The sequence below is a fragment of the Serinicoccus profundi genome (assembly GCF_008001015.1).
Classification (GTDB): Bacteria; Actinomycetota; Actinomycetes; order Actinomycetales; family Dermatophilaceae; genus Ornithinicoccus; species Ornithinicoccus profundi.
The window spans coordinates 117,546-133,059 of sequence record NZ_CP042862.1 but is presented as its reverse complement, the minus strand read 5'-3'; the positions used below and the strand labels follow the sequence as shown (position 1 = coordinate 133,059).

Here is a 15,514-nt window from a genome sequence, read left to right as displayed (position 1 = left end):
TCAGTCACCACGTAGCTCCCGCTTGAGGATCTTGCCGGTCGCGCCCTTGGGCAGCTCCTCGATGAGGGTCACGGTGCGCGGGTACTTGTAGGGCGCGACCTGGTCCTTGACGTGCTGGATCAGCTCCTCCTCCGTGGCGCGGGCGTCGGGGGCGAGCACGACGTGGGCCGCGACCTCCTCGCCGAGCTCCTCGTGCGGCACCCCGACGACCGCGGCCTCGGCGACCGCCGGGTGCTCGTAGAGCAGCTCCTCGATCTCCCGCGGGTAGATGTTGAGCCCGCCGCGGATGATCATGTCCTTCTTGCGGTCGACGATGAAGTAGTAGCCGTCCTCGTCGCGCCGCGCGAGGTCCCCGGAGTGGAACCAGCCGTCGTCGTCGATCGCCTCGGCGGTCGCGTCCGGGCGCTGCCAGTAGCCCTTCATGATGTTCTCGCCGCGGATGCAGATCTCACCGATCTGCGGGTCGTCCGCCGTGCTGGAGCCGACCTCGGCGCCGTCGGGCCCGGCCAGCTTCAGCTCCACCCCACGGATCGGTATGCCGATCGAGCCGGCCTTACGCTCGACGTCCGGGTGGTTAAAGGAGGCGACGGGGGAGGTCTCGGAGAGGCCGTACCCCTCGAGGATGGTCGCCCCGAAGGTGTCCTCGAACGTCTTCATCAGCTCCAGCGGCAGGCTGGCCCCGCCCGACACGGCGGTGCGCAGCGTCGACAGGTCCGGCGCCTGCTCGGCGGCGCGCGCGGCGGCCAGCATCGCGCCATACATCGTCGGCACCCCCTCGAAGACGGTGACCTTGTCGCGCTCGATGACCTGCAGCGCCTTGGCCGGGTCGAAGCGCGGGATCATCGTCAGCGCGGCGCCGGTCGCGAAGGCGGTGTTCATGCCGCACGTCATGCCGAAGACGTGGAAGAGCGGCAGGCAGCCCATGACGACGTCGGAGGAGTCGAGGTGCAGCAGGGTCTCGGTCGTCGCGAGCTGGTTGGTCTGCAGGTTGTCGCAGGTCAGCTCGGCGCCCTTGGGTCGGCCCGTGGTGCCGGAGGTGTAGAGGATGACGGCCGTGTCGTCGGCGGCGCGCTCCACGATCTCCTCCACCGGGTCGGTCGCCTCCGCACCGTGGACGTAGGCGCTCAGCCCCTCCGGGCCCACCGTGAGCAGCTGGGTGCCGGTCGCCTCCGCAGCGGCGACCGCGTCGTCGCCGGGCATCGCGGCGAGCAGCGAGGCGCCGGAGTCCTCGAGGTAGAACTGGATCTCGCGCTTCTTGAACAGCGGGTTCATCGGGACCACGACGGCCCCGAGCCGCAGCGTCGCGTAGTAGAGGACAGGGAAGGCGGGGACGTTGGGGAGCATGAGCGCCACCCGGTCGCCCTCGCCGATCCCCTGCGCACGCAGCCACCCGGCCAGCTGACGTGCGGACTGCTCGACGTCGGCATACGTCAGCACCATGTCGTCGAGGATCACCGCCCGCGCGTCGGGGTGATCCTGCGCCGTGGTGGCGAGGTTGTGGGCAAGGTTGGCGCTGGCTCGGGTCATCGTCGACCTCCTGTGGGCGGATGGGCTCTGATCGTCCCAAACGCGCGGCCGCGTGTCCTGTCGGCAGCCGGCCACGGCACGGACGACGAGCGCGCGTGGCCCCGATCGACCTACCATGCGGGGCAGGGAGGGTTGATGCCACGGATCGACATCACCGCGACGCGGGAGGCCGCGCGGGCGCTGGGCGTGGGCGGCGACGCTCTTGACGGTGCCTCGGACGACGTGGCCGTGGCGGGACTGGCCGGGCCACTGGCCGGCTCCTTGACCGCCGCCACCCTCGCCGACCTCCAGGCCGTCGGTCGTCAGCGCCTGGTGGACGCCGGGCGGGAGCTCGCGACGCTGGAGGAGGGCATGGTGACGCTCGCCGACCACACCGCCGAGGCCACCGGCGAGCGATGAGCCTGGAGATCCCCGACTGGATGGTCGCCGACGCCGAGCCGCTGCGGACGGCCGCCCGGGGGCTGCGCGACGCCGCCGACGTCGTGGACGACGAGCGGGCGGGCCTGCGCCGCACGCTCGGTCAGGCGGCCTCCGCCCTGGGCTGGGAGGGTCAGATCACCGACCGCGCCGACGACGCTGCCGACCCGACTCAGGACGGACTACGGATCCTGCAGGAGGACCTCCGCGCGGCGGGCGGCGCTCTCGACGCCCTGGCGCGGGCGCTGGCCGACCACGGCCCGACGTTGCGCGACATCCAGCGGGACTGGGACGCGCTGCACGCCGACCGGCCGTTCACAGAGGTCCGCGGCGATGTCGGCGAGCAGGTGAGCGTCATCGACTGGGAGGAGGTGCGGCGTCAGGAGGACACCCTGCGCGGGCGCACCGACCATCCGAAGGAGATGCTGCGCACCGCAGACCGGGGGTGCCGCGACACCATGGCCCAGGTCCGGTCCTCCCTGGCCGGCCTGGAGCCCGGCTCGTCCACCGCGAGCTTCACCCGCTCGCAGGCACCGGAGGGGACGTGGCGGATCTTCCGCGACCACGGCCTGGTCAACAGCCGGGCCGATGAGATCCTGCTGGCTCGCATCGCGGGGGCGGAGGACCCGAACGCCGTGCGCGCCCTGCTGGACGAGCTCGACCCGCAGCGGCTCGCCGGGTTCCTTCAGCGCAACCCGCACGTCATGGCGGCCCTCGCGACCGACTACGCGCCGCACAACGCCGACGACCCGGTGCTGTCCGGGCTGTGGAGCCGGATCGGGGAGCTCGAGGACGGCCAGGTCACCGACCCCCGGGCGATCGCGGGGATCCGCGACTACTGGGCCGGGCTGACCCCGGAGGCGCAACGCCGGCTGCGCCTGCTCTACCCCACGCTCATCGGCGGCCTGGACGGCATACCGGTGGAGCACCGGGCGGCAGCCAACCAGCTGCTCATCGAGAGCGCCATCGATCTGGAGCAGCGCCGACTGGCGCTGCTCGAGGCCCTGCCCGACAACGCGACCACGCGCGAGGACGTGCTCGACAGCCTCCCGGGGTGGTATCCGGACTGGCTGGGCGAGCAGCTCGTCGACGGTCTCATGGGCGACGGCGCGCAGACGATGCTGCACGACTTCCGGCTGCGTGACCAGGAGCTGGAGAGGTCACGGGATCGACTGGAGTTCTACGAAGAGCTGGTCACGCCCGACCCCGAGCTGCGTTTCTCCGACGTCACGGACGAGGCCGGACTCGTGCTGTCCGCCGACCGGCGGGCGATCCTGCTCTTCGATCCGCGAGGGGACGGCCGGTATGCCGAGTGGCACGGCGAGTTCGACAGCGAGAACGTCGGGATCTTCGTGCCGGGGACGACCACGGACATGGCCAGCATCGCGAAGTACCCCGACAACATGGAGTCGGTCGCGCGACAAGGGACGAGCACGATCACCTGGATGGGCATTGACCTGCCCGACTCGGTGGCCTCCGACGCGACGCAGACGCGCTACTCCGAGGAGGGTGGTCAGGCGCTGCTGCGCTTCGTGGAGGGGCTGGGCATGCCCGAGCGGGCGGTCACGGCGGCCGGCCACTCGGCGGGGGGTGGCATCGTCGGCTTCGCCGACGTCTACGGCATCGACGTCGACCGCACCCTCCTCATCGCGCCCTCGGGATCGGGACTGGGGCTTCATCGGCCACTACCGCCGCCCCTGGACCCGTGGGGCGCAGCCCACCACCCCGGAGTCCTATCCGACGCAGACCTGGGACGGGGAGGACCGCCACGTCCAACGGTTCACCATGACGGCCCCCGGCGACACCATCCGCCTCGCGCAGGAGTCGGAGAACGTCCGGTGGTGGGTCGGCCTGCCGGAGGACTGGGGGCACGGCAACGACCCGCTCGACACCGACCAGTTCACCCGTCTGGAGACGGGTCGGTGGCTCGAGCCCTCTTCCAGGGATCCGCTACCGGACGGCGTCGAGGTCGGTGACCGGCTCGAAGGAGCGGACTCGCACGGGTGGGTGGTCACTCCCCCCACAGACTCGTGGACCAACCTCGTCGGGGTGATCACCGGGGGTGAGGTCATCCCCTACCGCGAGGATGGCGACTGGTTCGCCCCGGACAACGTCTACGACGACCCCGGCTACCCTGGCACCGACCCCGTGCCCATCGACGATCTGGAGTCTCCGTGGGAGCAGAGCCAGCCCGAGATCATGGCACCGGGGCCCCTCGGCGGGAGCTTCGGCAGCGGCGGATCGACGTGAGGCGGGCAGGCACCGGGCTGGCCCTCCTGGCCACCGTGCTCACGGGATGTGCGGCCGATCGTGGCGATGGCCCCTCCACCTCCTCCCCGGCCTCCACGACGGAAGGAACCACCATGAGCGGCACCGCCGAAGACGCCGCGCGCGCACAGCAGCCCCAGGTGCGAGCGATCCTGGAGACCCTGTGGGACCAGTTCGACCTGCCGGACAAGCCTGACCTGGAGGAGCAGATGGCGCCCGGCAGTCTCCGCGCATGCCTCTTCACCACGGCCTCCGACAGCACGTCATGGGCCGAGACAGCACGTCTGCGCGTCGCCGAGGACAAAGATCCGGAGCTCGAGGCTCAGCAGGCTCAGCTCGCCCGCGACTGGTTGCAGCAGAATGGGTGGGAGGAGCTCGACAACCCCGCACCCGAGGGAGACCTGGTGAGCTACCACCAGAACGCCGAGGGGTTCAGGGTCACCATCACCCCCTGGGGAGACGCCCGTGTGCAGGTGGACGTGCAGTCGCCCTGTGTCGCGGACGAAGGTTAGCCCGTCACCGCAGAAGCCATCTGCGGCGCTCGGTGGCGGTGAGAGCGACCATCTGCGGCGCTCGGTGGCGGTGAGAGCGACCATCTGCGGCGCTCGGTGGGGGTGACAGCGACCATCTGCGACGCTCGGTGGGGGTGAGAGCGACCATCTGCGACGCCCGGTGGGGGTGAGAGCGACCATCTGCGGCGCTCGGTCGGGATGGGGAGGGGGATGGGGGTGAGGGTGGGGATGGGGGTGAGGGTCAGGGTGGGGGTCAGGGTGAGGGTGGTAGGAAGGGTCAGCGCAGGGAGTCGAGGGTGTCCGCCTCGTCGGCGCCCTTGTCGTCGCGGTAGCGCAGGACCCGGGCGAAGCGCAGGGCGAGGCCGCCGGGATAGCGCCGCGAGGTCTGCACCGCGTCGTAGGCGATCTCGACCACCTGCTCGGGGCGCACGTGCACCACGTGCCCTTCGCGGGAGGTCTCCAGCGCGAGGAACCGCTCGGTCTGCCAGCGCAGGGTCTCATCGGTCATCCCCTTGAAGGTCTTGCCGACCATCACCAGCTCCCCGTCGGTCCCGAGCGCCGCCAGGTGGATGTTGGACAGCCACCCCTGGCGCCGCCCGCTGCCCCACTCCACCCCGGTGACGACGAGATCGGCCGTGCGGCGGGGCTTGACCTTGACCCAGCCGGCGCCCCGGCGCCCCGCGGCGTAGGGCGCCTGCGGGTCCTTGACGACGACGCCCTCGTGCCCGCGCGCCACGACGTCGTCGAAGAACTCCTGCGCCCGCGTCGGGTCGGCCGTGGACAGACGCTCCACCACGAGATCGGGCGCCAGGTCGGCGAGCGCCGCCCACCGCTGCTGCGCCGGGTGATCGACGAGGTCGGCGCCGTCGAGGTGCAGCAGGTCGAAGAGGTAGGTCGTCACCGGGGTCGTGCGCGCCAGCTCCGCCGGGTCGGTGCGCGAGGCCGTCCGGGCACCGGTGACCTGGAAAGGACGCGGTCGGCCGTCGTCGTCGAGCACGATGACCTCGCCGTCGAGGACCGCCGTCCGCGCGGGCAGGGCCGCGACCGCCTCCACCACCTCGGGCAGCCGGTCGGTGATCTCCTCCAGGCTCCGGGTGAAGAGCCGGACCGGCGGGGTCGCCTCACGGTCGAGGTGGGCCTGGAGCCGGATGCCGTCGAGCTTGAGGTCCAACGCCACCTCGGCCTGGCCGCTGACCGCCGACGCGACGTCGGGCTCGGAGCCCGCGAGCATCGGCCGCAGCGGGCGACCGACCTCGAGGCGGACCTCCTCCAGCGCCGCCGCCCCTCCGGTCAGCGCGGCCCGGGCGACCGGTCCGGGGAAGCCGGCGAGCATGACGGCCCGCCGCACCAGGGGCTCCGGCACGTCGGCCGCGCGGGCGATGGCCGGCAGGAGCACCCCGTCGCCGGCTCCCTGGCGCAGCTCACCGGTCAGCAGCCCGACGAGCCAGTCCTGCTCCTGAGCCGTCGCGCGGGAGAGCAGGTCGCGCAGCGCACCCGTGCGGGCGGCGGTCGAGCCGGCCCCGATGAGCTCCTTGAGGTCGGTGAGCGCCGCGTCGACCTCGAGCACCGACAGCGACGCGGCAGCCGCGGGCGCCGGGCGGTCGCGCAGGCTGCGCCACCCGACACCGACGGTGCGTTGGGGCAGGGTGCCGGCGAGGTAGTCGGCGACCACCTCGACCTCACGCGGCAGCGCCTCCCCACCGGCGACCTCGGTGAGCGTCTGCGCGAGCAGGGATGTCTTGTCGGTGCGCGACCGGGTCGCGGCGACCGCGGCGGACGTCCCGGTGACCTGGGCCAGCTGCATACCCGCCAGTGTGACGCACGACACCGACAGACCTCCTGATCATCGGCCTCGGAGCCCTCGTGAGACTTGACCAAGTCCTTACCTTCGGTATACCCCGTCTTTGCCGACCCCGGGTTAGCGTGGAGATGTCGTTCGGAGGCGCTCGCAACGGCGTCTGCTGATCGGCCAGGCACGTCAGACACGACGTGGATGGGATGCGGGCACACCCCCCTGCGCGCCCGTTCTCGTCCACGTCCCCGGGGAGGGGCTGGCTGCCTGACGAGAAGGGCGCGTCGGCTGTCACGGGACCGACGCGCCCTTCCTCATGCCCCCCACCGTCTGCTCACGGATGCGCGGTCACGAGGCGCACCCGCCGCTCGGGCTCCGCCTGGCTCAGTCGGTCGACGTCAGCCGGGTCGACGACGCCGACGACGGGATAACCACCGGTCACCGGGTGGTCGGCCCCGAAGACGACCGGCTGGCCGTCGGCCGGCACCTGGATGGCGCCCCGCACCATCGGCTCGCTCGCGAGCTCCCGGTCGCGGTAGGCCCGCGCCCGCCCGAGCGCCGGCCCGGTGAGCCGGGTGCCCACCCGGTCGCTGCGCTCGCTGACCGTCCACTCCGCGGTCGTGAGCGCGGTCGGGTCCGCCAGCCAGTCGGCCCGCGGCCCGGGGGTGACGTACATCACCAGGGCTCCGGTCGGCGCCCGAGGGGGCGGCACCTGGTCGAGCAGCGGCGCCTCCTGCGGGGGTCGTCCCACCGGGAGCACGTCGCCGGGACGCAGCGGCTCAGGCCCCAGACCGGCGAGCGTGTCACGGCTGCGCGAGCCGAGGACCGCGGGCACGTCCAGCCCTCCCCGCACCGCGAGGTAGCTGCGCACCCCCGACGTGGGCAGGCCGATCTGCAGGCGCTGCCCGTCCCCGAGCCGGACGGGCGCACCCCACGCGACCGCCCGCCCGTCGACGGAGACGGGCGCCGCGGCGCCGGTGAGGGCGACGGTCACCGCGCCCCGCGCCTGCAGCGTGCACCCCCCGAGCAGCACCTCGAGACCCGCGAGCGACTCGCGCTGGGCCAGGACGCGGGCCCCCAGCCGGTGAGCCCCGCGGTCCGCGGCGCCGGAGCGGCCGACCCCGAGCGCGGCCAGGCCGGGGCGGCCGAGGTCCTGCACGAGCACCAGGGGGCCGACGTCGAGCACCTCCAGGGCGGCCATCAGAGCGCCTCGAAGCGCACGAGCGTGCCGGGCTGCAGGAGGGCCGGAGGGTCCCGGTCGAGGTCCCACAGGGTGACCTCGGTGCGGCCGATGAGCTGCCAGCCGCCCGGCGAGGGGCGGGGGTAGATCCCACCGAACTCGCCCGCCAGCCCCACCGACCCCGCGGGCACCCGGGTGCGCGGGGTCTCGCGGCGGGGCACGTGCAGCCGGGGGTCGCCGCCGACGAGGTAGGCGAAGCCGGGAGCGAAACCGATGAAGCCCACCCGCCAGGCCGACCCCGTATGCGCCTCCACCACCTCCTGCTCGTCCAGCCCGATGAGCCGCGCCACGTCGGCGAGGTCGGCACCGTCGTAGGTGACGGGGAGGGTCACCACCGGCGTGTCCGGCGCACCCCGCCCCACCCCGGGCTCCTGACCTCCTGGGTGCCCGGCGGTCGCGACGTCGAGCGAGGCGGCCAGCGTGACCACCCCGGCCCGGACCGCGGGGACGTCCCTGGGCTCGGCGACGCGCAGCAGCAGGGTGCGCGCGGCCGGCACGACCTCGGCGAGGCTCCGCACCCACGTGGGCGCGTCCTGCCGCCCGCCCTGCTCGTGCAGGGCGTCCGCGAGGGCCAGCACCTCCCCCGTCCCCGCCACCTCCACGAGCACGGCCTCCCGACCCATCGGCAGCAGCGTGACCTCCACCGCGCTCACCCGGCGAAGGCGGCGAGCTCGACCCCGTCGTCCTCCAGGGCCGAGCGCACCGCCCGGGCCATCGCGACCGCCCCCGGGGAGTCGCCGTGCGTGCAGATCGAGGCGACCTGCACGGCCACGTCGGAGCCGTCGACCGCCTCCACCAGCCCGTCCCGCACGAGCCGGACCATCCGGGCGGCGACCGCCTGCGGGTCGTGCAGCACGGCGCCGTCCTCCAAACGCGGCACGAGGGTGCCGTCCGGCAGGTAGCCGCGGTCGGCGAAGGCCTCGGCCACGACCTGCACCTCGCCCTCCTGCGCCAGCCCCGACACCAGCGATCCCGCCTGGTGCAGGAGCGGGAGGGACACGTCATACCTGCTCATCGCGCGCAGCAGCGCCCGCGCCTGGCCCTCGTGGCGACCGACCGCGTGGTAGAGCGCCCCGTGCGGCTTGAGGTAGGCGACCCGGGTCCCGGCGACGCGGCACATCGCCTCGAGCGCGCCGAGCTGGTAGAGCACGTCGGCCTCGAGGTCCGCCGGATCGACATCGACGAAGCGCCGACCGAAGCCCGCGAGGTCGCGGTAGGCCACCTGCGCGCCGATGACGACCCCCCGCGCGGCGGCGGCCGCGACCGTGCGCTCCAGCGTACGGGCGTCGCCCGCGTGGAAGCCGCACGCGACGTTGGCGCTGGTCACGAGGTCGAGCATCACGTCGTCGTCACCGAGCGTCCACGTCCCGAAGGACTCCCCGAGGTCGGCGTTGAGGTCGATGCGCATGCCGCCAGCCTAGGACGGTGCCGCTCCACCGGGCCCGACGCGGCCGCTGCCGGGGGTTATCCCCCCACCGGTCCGGGGGCGCGCAGCCTGCCGTCGGGCTGCGCCGGTGACTACGTTGGGTGCCATGACCAGTCACCCCATGCCGACCCAGGGGCACCGCGACCTCGACCCGGGGCGGATGCCGCGCCTGGTCGGTGGCCCGCGCGACGAGGTCGAGGACGACACCCCCGACCTGCACCGGCACCCCGGACCGCGCACCGGGCCCGGCCCGAGGGGCGCGGTGGCCAGGCGTCTGCTCGAGCACTGGTGGACCGTGTGCTACCTCGTGACCAGCATCTTCACCGCCATCGCGGCCCTGGTGCTGGCGGGCGTCGCGATCGGCGGCGCCTTCGCGATGCTCGGCGTCGGCGTGGGCGTGCTGCTGCTCGTGCCCGCGATCTGGGGCGCCTACGGCCTGTCCGTGCTGGAGCGGCACCGCATCGCGGCCTTCCTCGGCATCGAGATCGGCGAGCGCGGTCCCTCCACCGCACCCACCTGGCGGCGGTGGCTGGGGCTGGACGAGAAGCGGCTGCGGGCCCTCGGCTGGGTTGGCCTGCACGGCCTGTGGGGCCTCATCGCGAGCGTGCTCACCGTGGCGCTGCTCGTCCAGGGGCTGATCCTGCTCACCCTGCCCCTGTGGGCCGCGTTCACCGGCGGGGTGACCGTCTTCGGGGCGCTGCGGGTCGAGTCCGTCGGAGGTATGACGCTCGCCTGGCTGATCGGGGTCGTCCTCGTCGTGGGGATGCCGTGGATCGCGCGTGGTCTGGCGAGCGTGGACGTGGTGCTCGCGCGGTGGTTGCTGGGCGAGGACACCCAGGCGCAGCTGCAGCAGATGAGCGAGCGCGTCGACACGCTCACGACGACGCGGGAGGACACCCTCGACTCGGTGGAGGCCGAGCGGCGCCGCATCGAGCGCGACCTGCACGACGGTCCGCAGCAGCGTCTGGTGTCGGTGGCCATGACCCTGGGTCTGGCCCGCGACGCCCTCGACCGTGACCCCGACAGCCCCGAGGCCGCCCTGCGGGTCCGCGAGCTCCTCGACGAGGCGCACTCCTCCAGCAAGGAGGCGATCATCGAGATGCGGCAGGTCGCCCGCGGCATCGTGCCGCCCATCCTCACCGACCGAGGCCTCGACGCGGCGGTGTCGGCCCTCGCCGCCCGCAGCCCGGTGCCCGTCACGGTGACCAGCCGGCTGCCGCAGGGCCGCCTCGACCCCACGACCGAGGCGATCGCCTACTTCTCCGTCTCCGAGGCCCTCACCAACGTCGCCAAGCACTCCGGGGCCACGCGCGCCGGCGTCGAGCTGGGCACCGCCCGAGGCCTGACCGGTGACCTGCTCGCGATCACCGTCACCGACGACGGCAGCGGCGGGGCGGTCGTCGGCGGCGGCAGCGGCCTCACCGGGCTGCGCCAGCGGGTCGGCGCGGTCGACGGTCATTTGCACGTCCACTCCCCGGTCGGCACGGGCACCACCGTCGCCATCACCCTGCCCCTGCGCCCGAGGACCACCCGATGAGCACCCCCGACACCGAGATCCAGACCCCGCTGCGGGTCGTCCTCGCCGAGGACTCGGTCCTCCTGCGCGACGGGATCGTGCGGCTGCTCGGCGCCACCGGTTTCGAGGTCGTCGACGCCTGCCCGGACGCCCAGACCTTCCTCACCTCGGTGCGCGAGCACCGGCCCGACCTCGTCGTCGTCGACGTGCGGATGCCGCCGACCTTCACGGCCGAGGGACTGCAGGCCGCCCTGGAGGTGCGGGCCGAGCTGCCGGAGGTCGCGGTCGTCGTGCTCAGCCAGTACGTCGAGGAGCGTTACGCCACCGAGCTGCTCGCCGGGCGCCCGCGCGGGGTGGGCTACCTCCTCAAGGACCGGGTCGCCGACACGAGCGACTTCGTCACCGCCCTGCGCACCGTCGCCGCCGGGGGGACCGCCCTGGACCCCGAGGTGATCTCCCAGCTCATGTCCCGGGCGCGCAACGTCGACCCGCTGGAGCGCCTCACCCCGCGCGAGCGCGACGTCATGCGACTCATGGCGCAGGGCCGCACCAACAGCGCGATCAGCCGCGAGCTGTTCATCGGCGAGGGGGCGGTGGAGAAGAACGTCTCCTCGATCTTCACCAAGCTCGACCTGCCCCCGACCGACGACGACCACCGTCGCGTGCTCGCCGTCCTCCAGTGGCTCGAGCACGGGGCCGACGGGTGAGCGCCCCCGCCCCGGGCCGCCCCCGGGCGTCCGCGCGCGAGGTGCGGTCCCGACCGGCATACCCCGCACTGCGGGCGGTCGGCGCCGTCGTCACCGCGCTGCTCGTCGGCGGCGCCGTCCTCAGCACCGCGCCGGCGATGATGACGCAGGAAGGGGTCGACACCGCACCGCTGCCCGACTCCATGACCCGGTTGGTCGTCGAGGCACCCCGCGGCGACGTCGAGATCCACGAGGTACCCGAGGGTGGGGAGCCCCGGATCGAGACGACCGCGCGGTGGACGCTCAACCGTCCTGAGGTCACCACCCGCGAGGAGGGGGCGACCGTCCACGTCGAGGCCCCCTGCGACGGCAGCAACCTCGGTGTCTGCTCGCAGGACCTCAGCCTCTGGGTGCCCGCGGGCACCGCGCTCGTGATCGACGGGACCTTCGGCGATGTCGACATCACCACCACCGGCACGGTCGAGGTCGACGTCACCGCCGGTGACATCACCCTCGCGGGTGCCCCGCCCCGGGCCGTGATCCGCAGCACCCTGGGTCAGGTCGACGTCGAGCACACCGGCCCGGAGCCGCCCGAGCTGCTGCGGGTGCGCACGACCCTCGGCGACGTCGGCCTCGAGGTCCCGGAGGGGCGGGGGTATGCCGTGACCGCCGAGGCCAGCCAGGGTGACAGCCCGCGGGTGCGGGTCGACGACGTGCCCGGCTCCGAGCACGTCATCGATGTCGAGACGACGCTCGGCTCGATCGAGATCCTGCCCGCGGTGACCCTCTGAGGCCCGCCCACCGGTGCCGCTGAGGGGCCCTCGACCGCACCGCTGGGGCAGATGTGACGCCTGGGGCTGCTGAGATCGGGTAGGTTGGGGACGCCCCTTGCCGTGCCGTCAACGGAGACTGCCATGAACTCGCTCGTCCTCGCCCTCATCGGGGTGACCATGATCCTGGCCGGGTATGCGCTCTACTCGCGCTTCCTCGCCAGCAAGATCTACGCCCTCGACGACTCCCGCCCCACCCCGGCCCACGAGCTCGAGGACGGCGTCGACTACGTCCCGACCAACAAGTACGTCCTGTGGGGCCACCACTTCACCTCGGTCGCCGGAGCCGCGCCCATCGTCGGCCCGGCCATCGCCGTCATCTGGGGCTGGCTGCCGGCCTTCCTCTGGGTGACCATCGGCACGGTCTTCTTCGCCGGGATGCACGACCTCGGGGCGCTGTGGGCCTCGGTCCGCAACAAGGGACAGTCCATGGGGGCGCTGTCCGGCCGCTACATCGGGGCCCGCGGGCGCAACCTCTTCCTCGTCGTGATCTTCCTGCTGCTGCTCATGGTCAACGCCGCCTTCGCGGTCGTCATCGCGGGCCTGCTCGTGAGCACGCCCACCGCCGTCATCCCCACCTGGGGCGCGCTGCTCGTGGCGCTCGGCGTGGGCCAGGCGATCTACCGCCTGCGCTGGAGCCTGCCGGTGGTCTCGATCGTCGGTGTCGTGGCGCTCTACGCCCTCATCTGGGTCGGTGACCAGGTGCCGCTGGCGCTGCCGGAGACGGTCGCCGGGCTGCCGGCCAACGCGATCTGGATCATCCTGCTCTTCGTGTACGCCGGCATCGCCTCGATGCTGCCGGTCTGGGTGCTGCTCCAGCCCCGCGACTACATCAACGGCCTGCAGCTGTTCATCGCCCTGGGCATCCTCTACGGCTCGGTGCTGCTGGCCCGCCCGGAGATCGTCGCGCCCGCCGTCAACGGCAACGTCCCCGAGGGCACGCCCGGGATCGTGCCGCTGCTCTTCGTCACCATCGCCTGCGGCGCCATCTCCGGATTCCACGGCATGGTCAGCTCGGGCACGAGCTCCAAGCAGCTGGACAAGGAGAGCGACGCCCGCTTCGTCGGCTACTTCGGCGCCGTCGGCGAGGGGCTGCTCGCCCTGGGCGCGATCATCGCCGCGACCGCCGGCTTCCAGACGCTCGCCGCGTGGGAAGAGGTCTACTCGGCCTTCGGCCAGGGCAACGTCGGGGCCTTCGTCTCCGGTGGTGGAGCCATCGTCCAGAGCGGTCTGGGGCTCCCCGAGTCGCTGGCGGCCACCATCCTGGCCACCACCGCGATCCTCTTCGCGGCGACCACGATGGACACCGGTGTCCGCCTGCAGCGCTTCGTCGTCCAGGAGATCGGTGAGATCGGCGGGGTGCGGCTCGGCAAGGGCGTCTCGACGCTCATCGCCGTCGGCGTGGCCCTCGCCCTGACCTTCGGCGCCGGCGTCGACGGCTCGGGCGGCATGCTCATCTGGCCGCTCTTCGGCACGACCAACCAGCTGCTCGCCGCTCTGACCCTGTCGATCGTCGCGATCATGCTCCTGCGCCGTGGCCGCACCGCCCTCCCGGCGCTCATCCCGCTCGCCTTCGTCGGCGTCATGACGCTGTATGCCCTCTTCATCCAGCTCGGGACCTTCTGGTCGGAGGGCAACTGGCTGCTGCTCGTCCTCGACATCGTCATCCTCGTCGCGTCGCTGTGGGTGATGGTCGAGGCGCTGGGCGCCATGCGCAAGGCCAAGGACTACCAGGGCGACGACGACGCCGAGCTCGAGCAGCTCTCCGCGTCCGAGATCGCCGGGCAGTCGGCCCGTGGCGACTCCGCACCGGACCGCAGGGACGGCTGAGCGCAGGCGCCCGCCGCGGCCCACGGCATACCCTGGACCGATGACGACCGACGCGCCGCACCCCCGGCCGACCGCCCGCCTCCGGGCGGCGGCGGGGGTGCTGCGCGACGTCTTCGCCGGCCCGTATGCCCGCACCTTCGCCCGCGCGCAGCAGGACGAGGACGACCTCTTCATGGTCATCGTCATGGCCGAGGCGCTCGGGGTGCCCAACCCGGCGAGCTACTACACCGTCGAGCTGCTGCCCGTCGTCTACGACCAGGTGCACGACTGGCACCGGCGGATGGGGCTGGACCGCAGCCCGCTGGACCACTTCTCGTGCTGCTGAGGGACCGATGACCGACCTGACCACCCTCGCCCAGGAGCGCGAGGTGCTCTTCGTCGGCGGCAAGGGCGGGGTCGGCAAGACCGCCGTCGCCTCCGCGCTCGGCCTGCGCCTCGCGCGGGGCGGACGCCGGGTGCTCGTCGTCTCGACCGACCCGGCGCACAACCTCGGGCACCTGTGGGACCGGCACGTCGGCGACGAGGTCGTCGAGCTCGCCCCGCTCCTGCGCGGCCTGGAGATCGACCCCGCCCGCACCACCGACGAGCACCTGCGCGCCGTCCGGGAGACGATGCACCGGCTCATGCCCGAGCACCTGCAGGGCGAGATCACCACCCACCTCGAGCTCGCCCGGGACGCCCCCGGCACCCACGAGGCCGCCGTCCTGGAGCGCATCGCCGAGGTCATCGAGGGCCGCCACCCCGACGAGCTGGTCATCTTCGACACCGCGCCCTCGGGCCACACCTCGCGGCTGGTCGCCCTGCCCGAGCTCATGCAGGCCTGGACCGACGGCCTGCTGCGCCGCCAGGACCGCTCGGCCCGCTTCGGCGCCGCCCTGCGCGGGCTGCAGGGAGGCGGTGCGCGCGACGCCGGCGAGCGCGCCGCCGCCGACATCCTCGGCAGCTCCCGGGGCGGCGGGGCGGCCGCACCGACCGACCGGCGCTCGCGCCGCGACGCCGAGATCCGCCAGATCCTGGATCGGCGCCAGGCCCGCTTCGCCGACCTGCGGGCGGTCCTGCAGGACCCCGCGCGCAGCGCCTTCGTCATCGTGCTCGCGGCCGAGCGGCTGCCGGTGCTGGAGAGCGTGGAGCTGCACGAGCGGCTCACCCGCGCGGGGATGGGCGTCGGCGCCCTTGTCGTCAACAAGCGCTCGCCCGCCGATGCCGGAGACCTGCTCGCGGCTCGTCGGGTGCTCGAGGACGGCTACGTCGCCCAGCTCCGCGACGCGCTCCCCGACCTGCCGGTGACCCAGGTCCCGCTGCTGCCCGACGAGGTGCTGGGGGCCGACGGCCTCACCCGGCTCGCGGCATACCTCTGAACCCCGCACGCACCCTCCCCCGCGCGGCGCACCTCCCGCACCCCCCGCACGGTTCTCGAGCCTGAGCGCACGAGGACGCCCCCGGGACCAGGTGGTCCCGGGGGCGTCCTCG

The 15,514-nt window shown here is 73.3% G+C and carries 15 protein-coding genes; 10 read left to right on the top strand and 5 right to left on the bottom strand.

Annotated features, from left to right (window positions below):
• Positions 1 to 1,527 carry a long-chain-fatty-acid--CoA ligase gene (locus tag FA582_RS00565; RefSeq protein WP_010149263.1) on the bottom strand — a complete coding sequence of 509 codons (1,527 nt, stop codon included), beginning with the start codon at positions 1,525 to 1,527 and terminating at the stop codon, positions 1 to 3.
• Between the two features lie 135 nt (positions 1,528 to 1,662).
• Between FA582_RS00565 and FA582_RS00560 the strand changes: the two genes are divergently transcribed.
• The 4 genes from FA582_RS00560 to FA582_RS00545 all read left to right on the top strand — a co-directional run bounded on the left by FA582_RS00560 (position 1,663) and on the right by FA582_RS00545 (position 4,724).
• Positions 1,663 to 1,926 (top strand): hypothetical protein, encoded by a 264-nt coding sequence (locus tag FA582_RS00560; RefSeq protein ID WP_010149264.1) that lies wholly within the window; start codon positions 1,663 to 1,665, stop codon positions 1,924 to 1,926.
• Positions 1,923 to 3,920 (top strand): alpha/beta hydrolase, encoded by a 1,998-nt coding sequence (locus FA582_RS00555; RefSeq protein WP_010149265.1) that lies wholly within the window; start codon positions 1,923 to 1,925, stop codon positions 3,918 to 3,920. The genes FA582_RS00560 and FA582_RS00555 overlap by 4 nt, the downstream gene beginning before the upstream one ends.
• Positions 3,921 to 3,951: 31 nt before the next feature.
• Positions 3,952 to 4,194 carry a hypothetical protein gene (locus FA582_RS00550; protein WP_010149266.1) on the top strand — a complete coding sequence of 81 codons (243 nt, stop codon included), beginning with the start codon at positions 3,952 to 3,954 and terminating at the stop codon, positions 4,192 to 4,194.
• A 113-nt stretch (positions 4,195 to 4,307) separates the two neighbouring features.
• Entirely contained in the window at positions 4,308 to 4,724 is a 417-nt protein-coding gene (locus tag FA582_RS00545) for a hypothetical protein (protein WP_010149268.1), read from the top strand.
• Between the two features lie 277 nt (positions 4,725 to 5,001).
• Here the strand turns inward: FA582_RS00545 and FA582_RS00540 are convergent, their stop codons facing one another.
• The 4 genes from FA582_RS00540 to FA582_RS00525 all read right to left on the bottom strand — a co-directional run bounded on the left by FA582_RS00540 (position 5,002) and on the right by FA582_RS00525 (position 9,164).
• A complete protein-coding gene (locus tag FA582_RS00540; protein WP_010148425.1) occupies positions 5,002 to 6,528 on the bottom strand; it encodes an ATP-dependent DNA ligase in 1,527 nt (508 codons plus the stop codon).
• Positions 6,529 to 6,850: 322 nt separating this feature from the next.
• Positions 6,851 to 7,717, bottom strand: coding sequence for a 5-oxoprolinase subunit C family protein (locus FA582_RS00535; protein ID WP_010148424.1), 867 nt, complete (start codon positions 7,715 to 7,717; stop codon positions 6,851 to 6,853).
• Positions 7,717 to 8,400, bottom strand: a complete 684-nt coding sequence (locus tag FA582_RS00530; RefSeq protein WP_010148423.1) for a 5-oxoprolinase subunit B family protein — start codon at positions 8,398 to 8,400, stop codon at positions 7,717 to 7,719. Before FA582_RS00530 ends, FA582_RS00535 begins: the two co-directional genes overlap by 1 nt.
• Positions 8,401 to 8,405: 5 nt before the next feature.
• Entirely contained in the window at positions 8,406 to 9,164 is a 759-nt protein-coding gene (locus FA582_RS00525) for a LamB/YcsF family protein (protein ID WP_010148422.1), read from the bottom strand.
• A gap of 124 nt (positions 9,165 to 9,288) precedes the next feature.
• Between FA582_RS00525 and FA582_RS00520 the strand changes: the two genes are divergently transcribed.
• From FA582_RS00520 to FA582_RS00495, 6 genes are all read left to right on the top strand, one after another.
• Positions 9,289 to 10,719, top strand: a complete 1,431-nt coding sequence (locus FA582_RS00520; protein WP_010148421.1) for a sensor histidine kinase — start codon at positions 9,289 to 9,291, stop codon at positions 10,717 to 10,719.
• Positions 10,716 to 11,405 (top strand): response regulator, encoded by a 690-nt coding sequence (locus tag FA582_RS00515; RefSeq protein WP_010148420.1) that lies wholly within the window; start codon positions 10,716 to 10,718, stop codon positions 11,403 to 11,405. Before FA582_RS00520 ends, FA582_RS00515 begins: the two co-directional genes overlap by 4 nt.
• Positions 11,402 to 12,175: a DUF4097 family beta strand repeat-containing protein gene (locus FA582_RS00510; RefSeq protein ID WP_010148418.1), complete on the top strand. Its 774-nt coding sequence runs from the start codon at positions 11,402 to 11,404 to the stop codon at positions 12,173 to 12,175. The genes FA582_RS00515 and FA582_RS00510 overlap by 4 nt, the downstream gene beginning before the upstream one ends.
• A 123-nt stretch (positions 12,176 to 12,298) precedes the next feature.
• On the top strand, positions 12,299 to 14,044 hold the full coding sequence (locus FA582_RS00505) for a carbon starvation CstA family protein (RefSeq protein WP_010148416.1): 1,746 nt from the start codon (positions 12,299 to 12,301) through the stop codon (positions 14,042 to 14,044).
• A gap of 40 nt (positions 14,045 to 14,084) precedes the next feature.
• Positions 14,085 to 14,369 carry a cory-CC-star protein gene (locus tag FA582_RS00500; RefSeq protein ID WP_010148415.1) on the top strand — a complete coding sequence of 95 codons (285 nt, stop codon included), beginning with the start codon at positions 14,085 to 14,087 and terminating at the stop codon, positions 14,367 to 14,369.
• A gap of 7 nt (positions 14,370 to 14,376) precedes the next feature.
• Entirely contained in the window at positions 14,377 to 15,402 is a 1,026-nt protein-coding gene (locus FA582_RS00495; protein WP_010148414.1) for an ArsA family ATPase, read from the top strand.
• Positions 15,403 to 15,514: the final 112 nt, after the last annotated feature.